The organism is Allobosea sp. 01N443 (genome assembly GCF_056399325.1).
Map to the genome: position 1 here is coordinate 1 of NZ_JBFTRC010000144.1, position 18,045 is coordinate 18,045.

The window sequence follows — 18,045 nt, forward strand, 5'->3', positions numbered from 1 at the left end:
TTCTTGGGGCGGGTTCGGCGCGTCGGCCGGATGCTCGATTGCACCAATCGCCGTCTGGAACTGCCGAAATCCATGGAATGGCAGGAGCTGAAATCGTCCTGGCGTCTGCTCTGGCGCTTGTCGACGATGAGGGGCGACGTCAGGCGCGAGTTCTGGAAGACGCTGGTCGACTGTCTCGCGCATAACCGCCGGGCCTTGCCCTATGTGATGATGATGGTCGCGCTCTACGTCCATCTCGGACCGTTCTCTCGCCAGGTGATCGCCCAGGTGCAGCAGCAGATCGCCGATATCGACAGCGGGCGCCACCCGCAGATCCGAGTGAAGCAACGCGAGCTGGAGGTGATGGCCGTTGGCTGAGGGGCGCTTCGCGGTTACGACCTCGCTGTCCGCCGCATCACTGTCTGGCATGGCGATGTCGGCCGCTCCTCGCAGGGCGGTGAAGCGTCCTTGAAACCGGACGCCGCGGCACGGCTTTTCCTTCACAGGGCCCGGCCCAACCGTTTAGGAAGGGAGCTCGGAAGGGTTCGTGCCGCCGATTGGCCTGCGAGAACGCGTATCCAATGCGAATACTGCTCGTCGAGGATAACCAGGAGCTGTCCGATTGGCTGGCTCGCCTGCTGCGCAAGAGCCGTTATGTCGTCGACTGCGTGCGTGACGGGAGCGACGCCGACGCTGCGCTTTCGACCCAGGTCTATGATCTCGTCATTCTCGACATGGCCTTGCCTGGCATGGGCGGGATCGAGATCCTCAAGCGCTTCAGGGCTCGCAAGGGTTTGACGCCGGTCATCATCCTCACCGCCAATGATGCGATCTCCAGCCGTATCGCGGGGCTGGACAGCGGCGCCGACGACTATCTGGTCAAGCCGTTCGACCCGCTCGAGCTCGAGGCACGGATCCGGGCGCAGCTGCGACGCAAGCAGAGCGATAGGCTGGTGACGGTCGCCTTCGGTGCGATCGTGCTGGAGACGACCACGCGGCAGTTCTCGGTGGGAGGCTTGCCCCTGCCGCTGACCCAGCGCGAACACGCGGTTCTCGAGACCCTTGTGCTGGCGGCGGGACGCGTCGTCTCAAAGGCGACGCTGACCGATACCGTATTCGGCCTCGACGACGACGCGACCTCCAACGCGATCGAGATCTATGTCCATCGTGTCCGCAAGAAGCTGGAAGGCACCGGCGTTTCCATCGGGACATTGCGCGGGCTGGGCTATGCGCTGAGGAAGCAGGATGGCTAGGAGCCTGCGAGGCGAGCTTCTCGGCTGGCTGCTGGTTCCGCTCGCCGGTATCGTCGCTTTCAACGCCTGGACGGCGCATGGGAGTGCGGTTTCCACGGCCAACCTCGTCACCGATCGCATGCTGCTGGCTTCGGCGCGGGTGATCGCGGAGCAGGTCAAGGAAAGCGACGGCAGCGTCGAGGCGCTGATTCCGCCCTCGGCGATCGAGATGTTCGCCACCTCGGATCGCGACCGGGTGATCTACCAGGTGATCGCGCCCTCGGGCGAGCTGATCGCGGGCTTTCCCGATGTCGCAGGGCCACCGACGCCACCGAGCGACCTGCAACCCGTGTTCTTCTCGGCGCGCTTTCGCGTTGACGACATCCGAGCGGTCGCCCTGGCCCAGCCCGTCGTGTCGAAGACGGCCGGCGGCAATGCCATCGTCATCGTCGGCACCACCTTGCGCGGCCGCGACCGGCTGGTGACCGATCTCTGGCTGAATTCGGTGCGTGATCAGGCGTTGCTAGTGGGGCTCGCCGCGCTCCTGGCGCTCTTCGGTCTGCGGCGCGGCCTCGGACCGCTGCTCGGGCTGCGCAAGGAACTGGCGGAGCGCCGGCCCGGCTCGCTCCAGCCTGTCGAGACGGCGCATCTGCAGAGTGAGTTGAGGCCGCTGATCGGCGCGCTCAATCACGCCTTCGGGCGCATCGAGCGCTATGTGGCCCTGCAGAGGCGCTTCGTCGCCAATGCGTCCCATCAGATGCGGACGCCGCTTGCCGTTCTGAAGACCCAGTCGACCGTCGGTTTGCGCGAAACCGAGATCGCCTCCAAGGACGAAACTCTCCACGCCATCGACCGGGGGCTCGATGCCCTGGCCCGGCTGGTCAACCAGTTGTTGACCTTGGCGCGTGCCGAGCCGGGCGGTGCGGCCCTGCGCAAGGTCCCCGTCGACTTCGCCACGGTGACGCGCGAGGCCCTGGAGGGCCTGGCGCCGATTGCCTTCGAGCGCGAGATCGACCTTGCCTTCGAACTATCGGGCGGAGCGGCCATGCTGCAGGGGCACGAGACGCTGTTGCGCGAGATCGTCGTCAACCTCGTCGAGAATGCGCTGCGCTACACGCCGAAGGGCGGAGCCGTCTCGGTCGCCCTGTCGCAGGCGCAGCGACAGATCCGCCTTGTCGTCGAGGATACCGGGCCAGGCATCCCCGAAGAGGAGCGGGAGAAGGTCTTCGAGCGCTTCTACCGCCTGCCGGGCGCCGGGCCGGACGGCACAGGCCTCGGGCTGTCGATCGTGCGCGAGATCGCCGCAGCGCATGGCGGCACAGTCACGCTCGCCAATCGCTCCGCCGGGCCGGGCCTGCAAGCCGAGGTCATGCTTCCGTCGCTGCCGGCAGCGACGCCGGGCCAGAGCTGACCGACCAAGGCTGAACCGGGCATCGCCAATCACAAATGAGCCTCGCCCGGTCGGCCGACCGGGCGAGGCCTTTTCTGTCGCTGCCCGTGTCTTACTGCGTGTCCTGCAAGGGGGCGGGCCGCCATGTCGCCAGGCTGCGCTCCAGTCGGGTCATCAGGTATTCGGCCAGCAGGGCGACAACCATGATCACGACGATCGCGGCATACATTCCAGCTGAGTCGAAGGAGCCCTTGGCGATGTTGATCAGGAGCCCGATGCCGTAGCGCGCGCCGACGAATTCTCCGACGATCGCGCCGATGATGGCAAAGCCGAAGCTCACATGCAGCGAGGCGAAGATCCAGCTCATCGCCGAGGGGATCACCACCGAGCGCGTCAGCTGCCAGCCGCGCGCACCCAGGATCTGGGCATTGGCGATTAGGTTGCGGTCGGCCTCGCGCACGCCCTGGAAGGCGTTGGCGAAGACCACGAAGAACACCATGACGAAAGACAGGGCGACCTTGGAGGCGAGGCCGAGCCCGAAGACCATGATGAAGATCGGTGCCAGCACCACGCGAGGAATCGAGTTGATCACCTTGATATAGATCGAGAAGATGTCGGCCAGCATGCGGTTGCGGCCGAGCGCGATGCCGACGACGATCCCGGCGACGGAGCCAGTCGCRAAGCCGATCAGCGATTCCTCCATCGTCACCCAGAGATGGAACCAGAGAGGCCCTTCCGACGTGCCCTCGAAGATCCATTCGACCAGGCGCGACCAGATCGCGCTCGGGCTCGAGAAGAAGAACTCGTCGATGATGCCGGTGCGCGCGCCGATCTCCCAGCCGCCGAGGAAGCCGAGCAGGATGGCCCAGCGCCAGAACAGGACGAGCTGCGTGCGGCGGCGTGCCGCCTTGGCGGCGGCGGCCTCGATCTCGGCGTCGGACGTCCCGGCGCGATAGACCGGCCCGGAGGCGATTGCGATATCGGCCATGTTGATGCTCCCTGGAATCGGCCCGAAAAGTGGATTGCGGTTTTCGGGAAAGCCGATGCAATCACAGATGGTTAGATCATCGCACCGGATACGATATCCGGTCCGATGATCTAGGCTGCGCGGGCTTCGTCGCGGGCGGCGCCGCGCTGCACTTCGTCGCGCAGGTCGTCCCAGATCGTCTTGGACAGGGCGATGAAGTCCTGCTCGTAGCGGATTTCGCTGACCACCCGCGGGCGCGGCAGATCGACGGGATAGACCGATTTCACCGTCGCGGGGCCCGAGGTCAGCACATAGACCTTGTCGGCCAGCGCAATCGCTTCTTCCAGGTCATGCGTCACGAAGACGACCGAGGCCTTCGCCTCCGACCAGAGGTCGAGCAACACGTCGTGCATCAGCACGCGCGTCTGAACGTCGAGGGCCGAGAAGGGCTCGTCCATCAGCAGGATCTGCGGCTCATTGATGAAGGTCTGCGCCAGCGAGACGCGCTTGCGCATGCCGCCGGAGAGCTGGTGCKGGTATTTCGTCTCATGTCCGGTCAGGTGGACGCGCGCCAGCCATTGCCTGGCCTTCGCATAGGCCGCCTCGCGCGGTGTCCCCCGGAAGAGCGGGCCGGCCACGACATTGTCGATCACGTTGCGCCAGGGAAACAGCGCATCGGTCTGGAAGGCGAAGCCGATGCGCGGATCGATACCGTCGACGGGTTCGCCGAACAGGCGGACTTCGCCACTCGAGGGGCGGGCGAGGCCGGTCACCAGGTTCAGCGTGGTCGACTTGCCGCAGCCGGTCGGGCCGACCACGGCGACGAACTCACCGCGCGCCACGCTCATGTTGAAGTCGCGGATCGCGGTCATCGACTTGCCATCGGGCGTCAGGAAGCGGCGGCTGACATTGATCAGCTCGATCGCCGGGCTCTCATCAGGCGCGGTCGCGGACATGGCTTCTCCTTCGCCGGCAGGCCGGCGTTCGCTGATCGCAAGAGGCGAAAGGCAGGCAAGGCGGGCGATGGCCTCACGCCATCGCCCGGGAGTGGCGGACCTATTTGACGTTCTTCACGAACTCGGTCGTGTAGGTCTTCGACAGGTCGATCTGCTTGCCCTGGATGTTCTTCGAGAAGCCGGAGAGCACGGCAAGGACCGTCTCCGGGCCGCCTTGCGGCATCACGCCGTCGAGCGTGAACATGGCCTTCCCGTCGGCCAGCGCCTTGACGTAGGCCTCCTTGTTGCCGGCGTAATAGTCCTTCGGCATCTTGTCGGCGATGTCGGCGGCATCATGGGTATTGATGTAGCGCAGTGTCTTGACGAAGGCGTTGGCGAGCTTCTGGACGATCGGCTTGTTCTTCTCGATCCAGGCCGTCTGCATGTAGAGCGAGGCGGCCGGATAGGTGCCGCCGAGCGCTTCCTTGGTCTTCTCGACCGTGCGCATATCGACCAGGACCCGGGCCTCGCCGGTGGCGAGCAGGCGCGAGATCGTCGGCTCCGTCGTCATGCCGGCCTGCATCTTGTCCTGCTGCATAGCCGCGATGAAGGTCGTGCCGGCGCCGACCGGAAGCGAGGTGAAGTCGCCGAGCTTCACGCCGGACTTCATCATCAGGTACTGCGTCAGAAAATTGGTCGAGGAGCCGAGCCCGGTCACGCCGAGGGTCTTGCCCTTCAGGTCGGCCATCGACTTCACGTCGGGATACTTGGACGAGACGAGCTCGACTTCGCCCGGTGCCTGGCTGAACTGCACCACGGACATCACATATTTGCCCTTGGCCTGCAGGTCGACGCTATGGTCGTAGAAGCCGACGACGCCCTGAACCGCGCCGGCCAGCATCTCGTTCTCGGCGTCGACGCCGGCGGCCTCGTTCAGCAGCTCGACATCGAGCCCCTCGTCCTTGAAATAGCCCAGGCTCTCCGCGAGCTTCGCGGGCAGGTAGATCTGCTTCTCATAGCCGCCCACCATGATGGTGACCTTGTCGGCAGCCAGCGCCGATCCGGCTGCGGCCAGAAGCGCGGCGAAGGCAATCGACGATGTTAGAATGCGGGCACGCATGGRCCGGCTCCTTGGTTTTGGTTTCCTGCCACGCTTCCTTCCTCCTTTCGCGGAGGATTGGCTGAACCGTGACGCCGTAARCGTTAGACCCCGAACCTTTCACCAGACTTTCAGCGTCGCGGTACTCACTTTGCCGTGCTGCCTGCGCGAAAACGCCTGCCTTGCCGATGCAGGGATGGCCGCCGGAGACAGGATATCCCGGTGATCTGCATCGGGCCCACGCGCGCCGTGGCGCCTCGCGCGTGGGCTGGGCGCCACACGCCGGACGGCGTCCTGCAGCTCTGGTTTCGCCTGACGTCGGCGCGATGGAAACTGGCTACTGAAAGCCCCGATCGGCCCCGTGGCGCGCCTTTCGCCGGAACAAAATCATAAATCCCTTCAAATGCTAACGACCGTTCACATCGGGAGGCTGTGCCCGTCTGGTCCCGTCCGGACGTTCTGGTAAGACCGGACTGTCGCAGCGGCAGTTCCTGCTTCGTGCTCGCGGCGGTGATGGTCATGGAGGCTTCGCCGGTGAGGCGGAGCGCGGGCGATCGGCCCGGGAGGGAGCCCTGCTTGCCTGGCGTGCCGACGATACTCACCGGGCGAGGGTTTCGGCCATTCGCGGGGCAAACGGGCGAGGCGCATGTGCGGCGTGATCGTGGAAGCCGCTCCCGTGATTTTCAGACGATGGGTCGGCTGTTTGCTGCTCCGCGCCTCCGGCGCGGCCGCGCGTCAAGCGGCGGACTGGGAATGAGCGGCGGCGCGAGACGGCGCTCGCTGCCGATCTGATGTGTGTTCTGGCCGACGGCGCCCTGACAGGCGCTGAGTGAGACGACGTAAGCGACCTCGCAATCCGGGGTTGCATCAAGGACTGGGGCGCTCGGCGCCTGGGGGGATTTGGGCTTCGCCATGACCGCAGAGATCGAGACGGGGCGCCGGGTTCGGCTGGCCGGAACAGGCATCGATGACGGAGCTGCTCCCGAGGCCAAACGGGCTGATCAGGGTGTCGCACCGGTGCGCCACTGGCGCAGGCGTCGCGCAGTGCTGCTTGCCTGCACGGCGCTGGTCATGCCGGTCATGCTGGCTGCGACACAACGGCCAGCGCTGGCTCAGTACACCGGAGCCAACGGCGGCAATGGCAGCGGCGCGCCGAATGGCGCTACCGCAGGCGGCGCCGGAGGTGGCGGCGCCTACGGAGACGGCAGTGCGACGGCTCCCGGCGGCGGCGGCGGAAGCACCGGTGGTCAGGGGAACCGAGGYGGGAGCGGTGGCGGCTCCGACGGTGCCGGCGGCGGCGGCGGCGGTTATGCGGCGGGCGCCGGTGGTGGTGGCGGCGGGGCCGGCGGTGCCGGTCTGACACTTAACGCCGATCTGAACAACAGCGCCGCCATTACCGGCGGCAAAGGCGGTAATGGCGGCGGCGGAAACTACAATTCCGTGCCGAACTACTCCTACGGCGGCGGCGGTGGTGGCGGCGGCGGTGGCTCCGGCATCATCGCCGGAACCGGTGCGAACCTCACAAATTCCGGCACGATCACAGGCGGCAATGGCGGCGGCGGCGGCTCAGCCAACGGAGCGATCAATCCGTTCACCGACCCCTCCGGCAACGGAGCGGGCGGCAGAGGCGGCAACGGCATTACCGCGACCGGCTCGGCCGGGCTGACGATCACGAATACAGGCACCATCAAGGGCGGCGGTGGCGGCACCGATTTCCAGAACGCCCAACCCTACCGGCCACAGGCCGGCGGCTACGGAATCATCGGGCAGAACCTGACGATCATCAATAGCGGCACGATCGCGGGTGGCGCCTTGGGCGGTGCCGGAGGTCTGAACGGCGCAGCGTCGACGGCCATCATCATCACCGGCGGCACCAACAGCATCAGGGCGCTCGCCGGCAGCTCGATCGGCGCGATCGAACTCGGCGGCACCACCACGCTGGCCGGCGTCTTCAACAACACGATCCAGGTCAATGGCGGCGTCGCCATGTCGGTGAGCGGCGCGACCGCGGCCGATGATGTCACCGGCATCACCACTCTGACAAACTACGGCACGACCACGATCGGCGCCGGGCGCACGCTCAGCGCCCAGACCATCAACAACGCCGCGGGCACGATCAGCATCGGCACTGGGGCGACCCTGAAGGGCATCGGCAATACGCTCAACAACAATGCGGTCATCGATGTCGGTGTGGGCGGCAGCGTCATCGATGCCGGCGCGATCAACAACCAGGGCGGCGGCACGATCAATTTCAATGGCCCGACCGGGTCGGCGGTGCTGTCGGCCGGCCAGGGCATCAACAATGACGGGCAGATCAAGGTGCTCGGCGGCGATGTCGCCGTCATCGGCGACATCAACAACCAGAATAACGGCACGCTTTCGCTGACCGGCGGCAACATGACCGGTATCGGCACGCTGACCAATAGCGGCACCGCGACGGTCAATGTCGCCGCGGGCTACAATCTCGGTGTCGGGACGTTCACGATGACCGGCGGCAGCGTCACCGGAACAGGCTCGATCACGGCCACGACTGCCTTCAACCTGTCGGCCGGCACGATCGGCGCCAGCCTCGCGGGCGCCGGCGCTCTGGCAAAGACGGGTGTAGGCACGCTGATCCTGACCGGCACCAATACCTATACCGGTGGTACGACGATCTCAGCCGGCACCTTGCAGCTCGGCAACGGCACGACCGATGGCACGATCCTCGGCTCCGTGATCAATAACGGTACCTTGGCTTTCAACACCTCCGGCAGCATCAGCTATGGCGGTACGGTCACCGGCACGGGCGCTCTAACCAAGGCGGGCAGCGGCACGCTGACGCTCACGAGTGCCATCGGCAGCACCGGCGCGACAAACATCAATGGCGGCACTCTGAAACTGGGCGCCGGCGGCGCCCTCTCCAGCGACAGCCTGCTCAACATCAACAGCGCGGCGGGCGTCTTCGATCTCGACGGCCGCACGCAGACGATCGGTGGGCTCGACGGCTTGGGCGAGGTCAAGCTCGGCAGCGCTGCGCTGACGGTCTTGAGGACGTCCAGTTTGTCGAGTTTCGCCGGCGTGATCTCCGGCACCGGGTCGCTTACCAAGAGCGGGGCCGGCCAACTCGTCCTGACCGGCGACAACACCTATACGGGCGGGACGACGATCTCCGGCGGGACGCTTCAAATCGGCTCGGGCACGACAACCGGCTCGATCCTGGGCAATGTCGTCAATGACGGCATGCTCGCCTTCAGCCGCAGCGACGACTACATCTTCGCAGGCAACATCTCCGGCTCCGGCCAGGTCACCAAGGCCGGCAACGCCAAGCTCATCCTGACAGGCAACAACACCTATACCGGCGGTACGACCGTCAGCTTCGGGACGTTGCAGATCGGCGACGGCACGACCGATGGCAGCATCGCCGGCAATATCTATGTCCGCACCAGCCTTGTCTTCAACACGGCCGGCACGAGCAGTTATGCCGGGGGGGCCTTCGACGGCGGCAGCGATCGCGGCACCTTCACTAAGGACGGTGCGGGCACCTTGACGATCACCGGGGAGAACACCCATCGGGGCGGCACCAAGGTGGTCGCCGGCACGCTCAAGCTCGGCGGCAACAACCGGCTGGGCAGCGATGGCGACCTCGAGGTCCAGTCGGGCGCGACCTTCGACATGGATGGCAGGGCACAGGGCCTCGCCAAGCTCGAAGGCGCCGGCACGGTCCAGCTCGGTACGGGCGGCGCACTGACGGTCGGCAACGCCGGTGCCTCCTCGACCTTCGCCGGCGGCATTATCGGCGGCGGTTCGCTGACCAAGGCGGGGACGGGCACGCTCACGCTGACCGGCGCCAACGGCTTCACCGGCGGCACGACGATCAGCGGTGGCACATTGCAGATCGGCGATGGCAGCGGCACCGGCTCGCTCGTCGGCAATGTCGTCAACAATGCCGCGCTCGCCTTCAACCGCACCGGCAGCCTGAGCTTCGCCGGTGACATTTCCGGCACGGGTGCGTTGACCAAGAGCGGGGCGGGCACGCTGATCCTGACCGGCGCGGCCAGCCATGCCGGCGGCACGACGATCAGCGCCGGCGCCCTGCAGATCGGCGACAGCGGCACGACCGGCGCGATTTCCGGCAACATCCTCAACAACGGCGCGCTCAGCTTCAAGCGCACGAACGACCTTAGCTATGCTGGCGTGATCAGCGGCAGCGGCTCACTGACCCAGGCCGGCAGCGGCACCCTGACGCTGACGGCGGTTAACACCTTTTCCGGTGGCACGACCATCACCACCGGCGGCACGCTGCGGATCGGCAATGACGGCACGAGTGATGGTTCGGTCGGTGGCGCTGTTTTCAATGACGGCACGCTCGAATTCGACAACCTGAACGCTGCCAGCTTCGCCGGCGTGATCTCCGGCAATGGCGCGCTCCGCAAGCTTGGCAGCAACACGCTGACCCTGACCGGCGCCAGCACCTATTCCGGCCCGACCTCCATCGCCGCCGGCACCTTGCTGCTCGGCGGCAACAACCGGTTGAACACGAGCAGCGATGTCTCGGTCTCCTCGGGAGCGTCCTTCGACCTTGGCGGCTTCTCGCAAGGCATCGGCGCCCTCAGCGGTGCAGGCGAGGTCAAGCTCGGTTCGGGCGGGGCGCTCAGCGCAGGCACGACCACCGATTCGATCTTTGCCGGCGCCATCAGCGGCGCGGGCTCGCTGACCAAGACGGGCACGGGCAGCCTGACCCTGACGGGCGACAACACCTTTACCGGCAGCACGACGATTGCTGCCGGCACGCTTCAGATCGGCAATGCCGGAACGGCTGGCGCGCTTGCGACCAATGTCAGCAATAGCGGCGTCCTCGCCTTCAACCGCATCAACGAATACATCTTCAGCCACGTCGTTTCCGACGGCGTCGGCGCAGGCTCGGTCGAGCAGAACGGCACCGGACGAACGATCCTCACCGGCACAAACACGTATACGGGAGGCACCACCGTCAATGCCGGCGCCCTGCAGATCGGCAATGGCGGCGCGGCGGGTTCGATCGCGGGCTCGGTCACGGTTGCGTCCGGCGCCGAATTCGCGGTCAAGCGCTCCGATATCTATGCGATGCCCAATGCCGTCAGCGGTGCAGGCAGCTTCGCTCAACGCGGCACCGGCACGACGGTCCTCGGCGATGGCATGACCTATAGCGGCGGCACCGTGATCGAGGCCGGCACGCTCAAGGTCGGGAGCGGCGGCGCACAGGGCTCGCTCGGCAGCGGCGCCATCGCYAATGCCGGCGCCCTCGTCATCGACAAGAACAACGCGATCACGATCGCCGGCGCGATCAGCGGCACCGGCAGTTTCGAAACGACCGGTGGAACCGGCGGCACGGGCGTCACCAAACTCTCGGGCGCCAGCTCCTATACTGGCGCGACCACGGTCAGCGGCGGCACGCTGGAGGTGTCGGGCTCGCTCGGCAACACGGCGGTCACGGTGCAGAGCGGCGCGACGCTGGCCGGCGCAGGCACGATCGCCGGTGCGGTCACCATCGCCAGCGGCGGACGCCTTGCGCCAGGTGCCAATCCCGGCACCCTGACCACGGGCACGCTCAGCGTCGGTGCGCTGACCTTGTCCTCCGGTTCGCAGCTCGATTTCGATCTCGGCCTGCCCAATCTCCCGACCGGGAGCGGCAGCGATCGCGTCGACGTGACCGGCAATCTCACGCTGGCCGGCACCCTCAATGTCGCGAATACCGGCGGTTTCGGCGGCGGCATCTACCGCCTGATCAACTATGGTGGCACGCTGACGAATAACGGTTTGACGCTGGGCACGCTGCCGAGCGGCGTTTCGGCCGGCGATCTCTCGGTGCAGACCTCCGTCGCGAGCCAGGTCAACCTGGTCAACAGCAACGGCCTCACCCTGAAATTCTGGGACGGCGGCGCGGCGGGCAACGCCAATAACGGCGCGATCGATGGCGGCGCCGGAATCTGGAGCGCAACCAGCGGCAACTGGACCGACCAGAACGGCAGCATCAATGGCCCGGCGGCGCCGGCCCCGGGCTTCATGGTCTTCCAGGGCACGAGCGGCATCGTCACGGTCGACACGAGCCTCGGCACGGTCTCGGCGACGGGCATGCAGTTCGCAGCGGACGGTTACAGGATCGAGGGCGGTACTGTTACCCTCAGCGGCACGCAGGCGATCATCCGTGTCGGAGACGGCACCTCGGGCGGCGCCTCCTATGTCGCAACCATCGCATCGAGCCTGACCGGTACGAGCGAACTGGTGAAGACCGATCTCGGCACGCTCGTCCTCTCCGGCACCAACAGCTACACCGGCGGCACGCTGCTGAATGCCGGCACGCTTTCGGTCTCCGCCGATGGCAATCTCGGCCAGGCGGCCGGCGGCCTCGTCTTCAACGGCGGCGTGCTGCGCGTAACCGGCACGAATTTCACCGCGACCAGCCGGGCCGTGAGCTGGGGCAGCAATGGCGGTGGCTTCGACATCGCAGACGCGGCCAACAGCTTCACTCTGAGCCAGGCGCTCAGCGGCACCGGCGGGCTTGCCAAGCTTGGCGCGGGCACGCTCGTCCTGACCGGAGCGAACAGCCATACTGGCGGCACGACGATCTCGGCTGGTACCTTGCAGGTCGGTGCCGGCGGCACGACGGGCGAATTGACCGGTGCGGTCGTCAACAACAGCAGGCTTGCCTTCAACCGCTCGGACAGCGTGACCTTCGCAGGCGCCATATCCGGCTCGGGCGCGCTGACCCAGATGGGGTCGGGCACGCTGATCCTGACCGGCGTCAACAGCTACACGGGTGGCACAGCGATCAGCGCCGGCACCTTGCAGATCGGCGATGGCGGCACGACGGGGGCGATCAGCGGCAATGTCGCCATTAGCGGCACGCTGGCCTTCAACCGATCCGATATGGTCGCCTTCTCCGGCCAGATCTCCGGGACGGGTGCTCTGAAGCAGCTTGGAACCGGCACGCTCGACCTCACCGGCGTCAACACCTATTCCGGTGGCACGACGATCACGGCCGGCACGTTGCGCGGCAGCGCAACCAGCTTCGGCAGCGGCGCAATCCTGAACAACGCCGCCCTGGTGATCGACCAGGGCAGCGACGCCCAGTTCGCCAACGCCATCAACGGTATCGGCCGCTTCACCAAGACGGGCACCGGCTCGCTCAACCTGACCGGCACCAGCACGCTGTCGGGCCCCACCACGATCGCGGCCGGGCGGCTCGCCGTGAACGGCTCGCTCGCCATTTCCGCCGTGACCGTCGAAAGCGGCGCGACGCTTGGCGGCAATGGTACGATTGGCCGACTGAACGTGCTCAGCGGGGGTATTGTCGCGCCAGGCAACTCCATCGGCACCTTGACCGTCAACGGCAACGTAAGCTTCGCGCCGGGCTCGATCTATCAGGTCGAGGTGAATGGCGCCGGCCAGTCGGACCAGATCATCTCGACCGGCACGATCACGTTCTCCGGCGCCACGCTCGCGATCGCGGCCATCTCGGGCGCGATGCCGCCCTCGGCGCGCTTCAAACTCTTCGATGCAGCAGGCGGTGTTTCCGGCCAGTTCACCTCGGTGACCAGCAATTTCGCCTTCCTGACCCCGGGCCTGAGCTACGATGCCGCGCAAACCTACCTGACGATCGCGCGCAACGATGTCTCCTTCGGCAGCGTCGGCCAGACCCGCAACCAGACGAGCCTGGGCACGGCAGGCGAACGGCTCGGCACCGGCAATCCGGTCTATGATGCCATCGTCAAGCTCGATGCCCCCTCGGCGCGCCAGGCGTTCGACGCCCTGTCGGGCGAAGTGCACGCCTCGGCGCAGGCCATCCTGGTCGAGGACAGCACTGTGGTGCGCGGAACGGCGATCGATCGCCTGAGGTCGGCGTTCGGGACCGTCGCGGCGGCGCAGCAGCCGGTCATGACCTACGGCTTCACGGCCGATATGGCAGCGCCCGTCACCGGGCCGATGCCGCGGCTCGTTCCCAGCGACCGTTTCGCGGTCTGGGGGCAGGGCTTTGGCTCCTGGGGCCGTAATGAGGCCCAGGGCGGCGTGTCGAAGCTCTCGCGCTCAAGCGGCGGCTTCCTGCTCGGCGCCGATGCCGCGGTCTTCGACAACTGGCGCGTCGGTTTCTACAGCGGCTACAGCCGTTCGACCTTCGAGGCGAAGGGCCGGATCTCCTCCGGCAACAGCGACAATTATCATCTCGGTCTCTATGGCGGCGGCCAATGGGGCGCGCTCGGGCTGCGCGCCGGCGCCGCCTATAGCTGGCACGACCTCACGGTCGATCGCACCGTCTCCTTTACCGGTTTCTCCGACCGGCTGAGGAGCGACTACAATGCGGCAACCGCGCAGGTCTTCGGCGAACTGGGCTACCGCATCGATGCCGGGCGCGTCGCGCTCGAGCCCTTTGCCGGCCTTGCCTATGTCAACCTGCAGAGCGACGGCTTTACCGAGCGGGGCGCGGCGGCGGCTCTTGTCGGCCGCAGCTCCGACATGAGCACCGCCTTCACGACTCTGGGCCTGAGAGCATCGACGAACGTGACCGTGCACGGCATGGGCCTGGAGTTGCGCGGTGCGCTCGCCTGGCGGCACGCCTTCGGCGACGTCACGCCAGCCTCGCTCCTGTCCTTCGCTGGCGGCACCCCGTTCAGCATCACGGGCATCCCGATCGCGAAGAACGCGGCCGTCCTCGATGCCGGGCTCGACCTGGCCGTGTCGCCCAATGCGACGCTCAGCCTGTCCTATGGCGGCCAGTACAGCGCCCATGCGATCGAGCAGACTGTCAAGGGCACCTTCGCCGTCAAATTCTGACCGGGCGGATCCTGCCAGACCTTCAGCAAGAGGTGCCCTCGGGCGCCCCTTGCTTCGTCGCGGTCGGCGTAGATCGCCCGGCCTTGCCGCCTCACGGCGCCGCTTTGATCCCAGGACGCCCATTAGGGGCATCGGACCAGCCCTTTGGCGTATTGACGCTCGATGCAATCGATTACATCCTGCCGATAGTCCCGATTAATACGGGACAAGGGAGGAAACGATGATCAACAGCATCACAACCCGCAGGGGACTTCTGACGGCTGCCGCAGTGCTGGCGATGAGCGGCGCGGGGAAGGCGAAGGGCGTCAATGTCGAGGTCGTGGTCCAGAGCTCGACCGTGGATGTGCAAGGCCAGATCGGCCATGTCCGCAATTTCGTGAACCAGGGCGTCAACGCCATCATCATCAACCCGAACAGCCCGACGGCCTTCGACCCGGTCTTCGCCCAGGCCAAGGCGCGAAACATCCTCGTCGTGTCCACCGATGCCGAGGTCTCGTCCAAGGACGCGATCTATGTCGGCATCGACCAGAAGGACTGGGCGATGAAATCGGCGGAGTGGCTCGCCAAGGCGCTCGGCGGCAAGGGCAATATCGTCACCATCAACGGCATCGCCGGACACCCTGCCAATGAGATGCGGGTCGCGGGCTATCGCGAAGTCTTCGCCAGGAACCCCGACATCAAGGTGCTGAACCAGGCCAATGCCGACTGGGACCAGGCCAAGGGTCAGCAGGCGATGCAGAACCTGCTCGCGACCTATCCGGCGCTCAACGGCGTCTGGGTGCAGGACGGCATGGCGGATGGCGCCTGGCGCGCGATCGATGCCGCCGGCAAGAAGGACCAGACCGCTGCGACTGGCGAGATCCGCAAGGATTTCCTGACGCGCTGGTCCGAGCAGAAGCTGAACTCCGGCGCCTCGGTCAATCCGCCGGGCGTGATGGCCTCGGCGCTCAACGTCGCGGTGCTGCGCCTGATGGGCAAGGAGTTCAAGGATGGCGTGTTCAAGGGGCAGTATGGCAACGCCATCTACATCCCGATTCCGTTCGTCGACAATGCCAGCCTGCCGGCGGCTCTGAAGCAGGCGGAGGGCAAGCCGGGCTACTGGTCTGTCACTGCGGTCGTGACGCCCGACGAGGCCCAGCAGTACTTCAAATAGCCATGGCTCTCCTTGAGGCCCGGGGCGTCGGCAAGCGCTTTGGCGCCGTTGTTGCCCTTTCCGATGGGCGGCTCAGGGTCGAGGCGGGCGAAATCCACGCCCTTCTCGGCGCCAATGGCTGCGGCAAGAGCACCTTGTGCAAGACTGTGGCAGGCGCCGTCGCGCCTGACGCGGGAACCATTGCGATCGATGCCGAGCCGCGGCATTTCCGCGGCCCGCGTGATGCGGAGCGCGCCGGCATCGCCCTGTTCTACCAGGAGCTCAGCCTCATCCCGCAGCTCAGCGTCGAGGCCAATCTCGGCCTCGGCCATGAGCCGCGCACGCGGCTGGGCTTCGTCGACCGTCGGAGCTTGCGGGCGAGGGCGCGTGAACTGATCGCTCTCTTTGAGGGCGTCGCGGGGCCGGACCTGACGCCGGAGGCGCTGATTGGCGATCTGACGCCCGATCTGCGCCAGATCGTCGAGATCCTGAAGGTGCTTGCCCGCGGGCCGCGCCTRCTGATCCTGGATGAGGCGACGGCGGCACTCGACGGGCGGCAGGCCGAGCGACTCTTCGAAATCCTGCGCCGGCGCAAGGGCGAGGGGGTCTCGACCCTGATGATCTCGCACCGTCTCGACGAGGTCTTTGCCGTCGCCGACAGGATCACGGTGATGCGCGGCGGCGCGACGGTCGCCGAGCTCGCAACGGCTGAGACCGATCGTAATACCGTCGTGCGGCACATGGTTGGCGAGACAAAACTTCGCCCTGCTGCCGGACGGCGCCCGCCTGCGGCACAGGCACAGGCAGGGCTGGTCGTGGCCCATGTCTCGAACCCGCGCCTGCGCGATGTCTCGCTCAGGGTGGCGCCGGGCGAGATCGTCGGTCTCGGCGGGCTGCAGGGACAGGGGCAGTCGGCCTTCCTGCAAGGGCTGTTCGGCGTCCTGCCGTTTTCCTCCGGTGCGGTCACGCTCGCGGGCGAGGCCTTCATGCCGGCCCGACCGGCCGATGCGATCCGGCGCGGCCTCGCCTATGTCTCCGGCGACCGTGGGCGCGACGCGGCCCTGAGCGGCCGCTCGATCTTCGAAAACCTGATCGCTGCCGTCCTCGTCCGCGAGAAGCGGGCGCTCGTYCGGCGGAGCGTGCTCGTGCCGCGCGCCGCGCAGCATGCCGACAGCCTCAGGACCAAATATGCGAGCCTTTCCGCAGCGATCGGCACGCTGTCGGGCGGGAACCAGCAAAAGGTCTTCATCGCCCGTTGGCTGGCGACCGGGCCGCGCGTCGTCCTGCTCGACGATCCGACCAAGGGCATCGATCTCGCCGCCAAGGCCGATCTGCTGGCGATCATGCGGCAGCTCGCCGACGCGGGGGCGAGCATCCTGATCTACTCCTCCGAGGACGCCGAATTGCTGGAATGGTGCGATCGCGTCGCCGTCTTCAACGCCGGGCGGATCGTGGCCGAACTCGCCGAGAACACGCTGGATCCCTTCCATCTGACGCGCGCCTCCTATGGAGAGGTGGCATGAGCGCAGCCCTGATCCGCAGCCGGCCCTGGATGCTGACGCTCGCCGCGCTGATCGTACTCGTCCTGGTCAACACCGCCTTCCAGCCATCCTTCGTCCAGCCGGCGGTGCTGCAATCGAATCTCACGACTTTCCTGCCGCTGGCGCTGGTCGCCATCGGCCAGACCTATGTCGTGCTCAGCGGCGATATCGATCTCTCGGTCGGCGCGATTGCCGCGCTCGTCAATGTGGTGACGGTCAGCGTCATCGCCGCGATCGGCGGCGAGGGGATGGCGGCCATCTTGGCCGGCATGCTGGCGGGGCTGACGACCGCGCTGCTCTGCGGGCTCGTCAATGGCCTGCTCGTCGCGCTGCTCCGGCTCCAGGCCATCGTCACCACCTTCGCGACCGGTATCGTCTTTGCAGGGGCGGCGCTCTTCGTGCTGCCGCAGGCCGGCTTGCCGGTGCCCGAGCGATTCTGGCGCAGCTATGGCGCGACGCTGCTCGGGCTGCCGGTCGTGCTCTGGATCCTGCTGGCGGGGCTCGCCTTTGCGCTCGTCTTCGCCCGCCGGCCCTTTGCCGCGCATCTGCTGGCCGTCGGTGGCAGCCGTGTCGGTGCCTTCCAGACCGGCCTCAGGCTGGAGCGCATCCGCATCGGCGCCTTTGCCCTGTCCGGCCTGTTTGCCGGTTTCGCGGCCCTGTGCCTGACCGGGGAGACGGCGAGCGGCGATCCGCTGCTCGGACAGAGCCTCGCGCTCTCGTCGATTTCGGCCGTCGTGCTCGGCGGCACGGCGCTCTCCGGCGGCTCGGGCAGCCCTGTCGGTTCGGTGCTGGGCGCGCTGGTGCTCGGCATGATCGGAAATGTCATCTTCTTCGCCGGTCTGCCCTTCGCCTGGCAGACCCTGGTCCAGGGCGTCATCGTGCTCGCCGCACTGGCCGGCGGCGTGCTGGTGACGCGGCGATGACGGTGCGGGCCCTTCTCACCAATCCGCTGGCGCTCGCCGCGGGGGCGATCGCGCTGCTGC

The 18,045-nt window shown here is 66.8% G+C and carries 10 protein-coding genes; 7 read left to right on the forward strand and 3 right to left on the reverse strand.

All coding sequences use genetic code 11. From position 1 onward, the window contains the following. The 3 genes from AC1DRP_RS26460 to AC1DRP_RS26470 form a co-directional block, all read left to right on the forward strand. Nucleotides 1-357: DUF4070 domain-containing protein (locus tag AC1DRP_RS26460; protein ID WP_476770009.1), on the forward strand; the 357-nt coding region annotated here is incomplete at its 5' end. Nucleotides 358-560: 203 nt separating this feature from the next. Beyond that, on the forward strand, nt 561-1,232 hold the full coding sequence (locus tag AC1DRP_RS26465) for a response regulator (RefSeq protein WP_441493846.1): 672 nt from the start codon (nt 561-563) through the stop codon (nt 1,230-1,232). Next, nucleotides 1,225-2,622, forward strand: a complete 1,398-nt coding sequence (locus AC1DRP_RS26470; RefSeq protein WP_476770010.1) for a sensor histidine kinase — start codon at nt 1,225-1,227, stop codon at nt 2,620-2,622. The genes AC1DRP_RS26465 and AC1DRP_RS26470 overlap by 8 nt, the downstream gene beginning before the upstream one ends. A 91-nt stretch (nt 2,623-2,713) precedes the next feature. Here AC1DRP_RS26470 and AC1DRP_RS26475 read toward each other — a convergent pair whose 3' ends face one another. The 3 genes from AC1DRP_RS26475 to AC1DRP_RS26485 form a co-directional block, all read right to left on the reverse strand. After that, nucleotides 2,714-3,589, reverse strand: coding sequence for an ABC transporter permease (locus tag AC1DRP_RS26475; RefSeq protein ID WP_476770011.1), 876 nt, complete (start codon nt 3,587-3,589; stop codon nt 2,714-2,716). A gap of 110 nt (nt 3,590-3,699) precedes the next feature. Then, a complete protein-coding gene (locus AC1DRP_RS26480; protein WP_476770012.1) occupies nt 3,700-4,524 on the reverse strand; it encodes an ABC transporter ATP-binding protein in 825 nt (274 codons plus the stop codon). A gap of 100 nt (nt 4,525-4,624) precedes the next feature. Then, complete coding sequence (locus AC1DRP_RS26485; protein WP_441508220.1) at nt 4,625-5,623, reverse strand: ABC transporter substrate-binding protein; 999 nt, start codon at nt 5,621-5,623, stop codon at nt 4,625-4,627. An 891-nt stretch (nt 5,624-6,514) separates the two neighbouring features. Between AC1DRP_RS26485 and AC1DRP_RS26490 the strand changes: the two genes are divergently transcribed. From AC1DRP_RS26490 to AC1DRP_RS26505, 4 genes are all read left to right on the forward strand, one after another. After that, on the forward strand, nt 6,515-14,389 hold the full coding sequence (locus tag AC1DRP_RS26490) for an autotransporter-associated beta strand repeat-containing protein (protein ID WP_476770013.1): 7,875 nt from the start codon (nt 6,515-6,517) through the stop codon (nt 14,387-14,389). A 277-nt stretch (nt 14,390-14,666) separates the two neighbouring features. Further along, nucleotides 14,667-15,542: a substrate-binding domain-containing protein gene (locus AC1DRP_RS26495; protein WP_476770015.1), complete on the forward strand. Its 876-nt coding sequence runs from the start codon at nt 14,667-14,669 to the stop codon at nt 15,540-15,542. Nucleotides 15,543-15,544: 2 nt separating this feature from the next. After that, nucleotides 15,545-17,044, forward strand: coding sequence for a sugar ABC transporter ATP-binding protein (locus AC1DRP_RS26500; RefSeq protein WP_476770014.1), 1,500 nt, complete (start codon nt 15,545-15,547; stop codon nt 17,042-17,044). Then, a complete protein-coding gene (locus tag AC1DRP_RS26505) occupies nt 17,041-17,985 on the forward strand; it encodes an ABC transporter permease (protein ID WP_441491060.1) in 945 nt (314 codons plus the stop codon). The genes AC1DRP_RS26500 and AC1DRP_RS26505 overlap by 4 nt, the downstream gene beginning before the upstream one ends. Nucleotides 17,986-18,045: the final 60 nt, after the last annotated feature.

Coding starts and splice junctions, on each gene's coding strand:
- AC1DRP_RS26465 (WP_441493846.1), top strand. CDS start 561: ATGCGAATACTGCTCGTCGAGGATAACCAGGAGCTGTCCGATTGGCTG.
- AC1DRP_RS26470 (WP_476770010.1), top strand. CDS start 1,225: ATGGCTAGGAGCCTGCGAGGCGAGCTTCTCGGCTGGCTGCTGGTTCCG.
- AC1DRP_RS26485 (WP_441508220.1), bottom strand. CDS start 5,623: ATGCGTGCCCGCATTCTAACATCGTCGATTGCCTTCGCCGCGCTTCTG.
- AC1DRP_RS26495 (WP_476770015.1), top strand. CDS start 14,667: ATGAGCGGCGCGGGGAAGGCGAAGGGCGTCAATGTCGAGGTCGTGGTC.
- AC1DRP_RS26505 (WP_441491060.1), top strand. CDS start 17,041: ATGAGCGCAGCCCTGATCCGCAGCCGGCCCTGGATGCTGACGCTCGCC.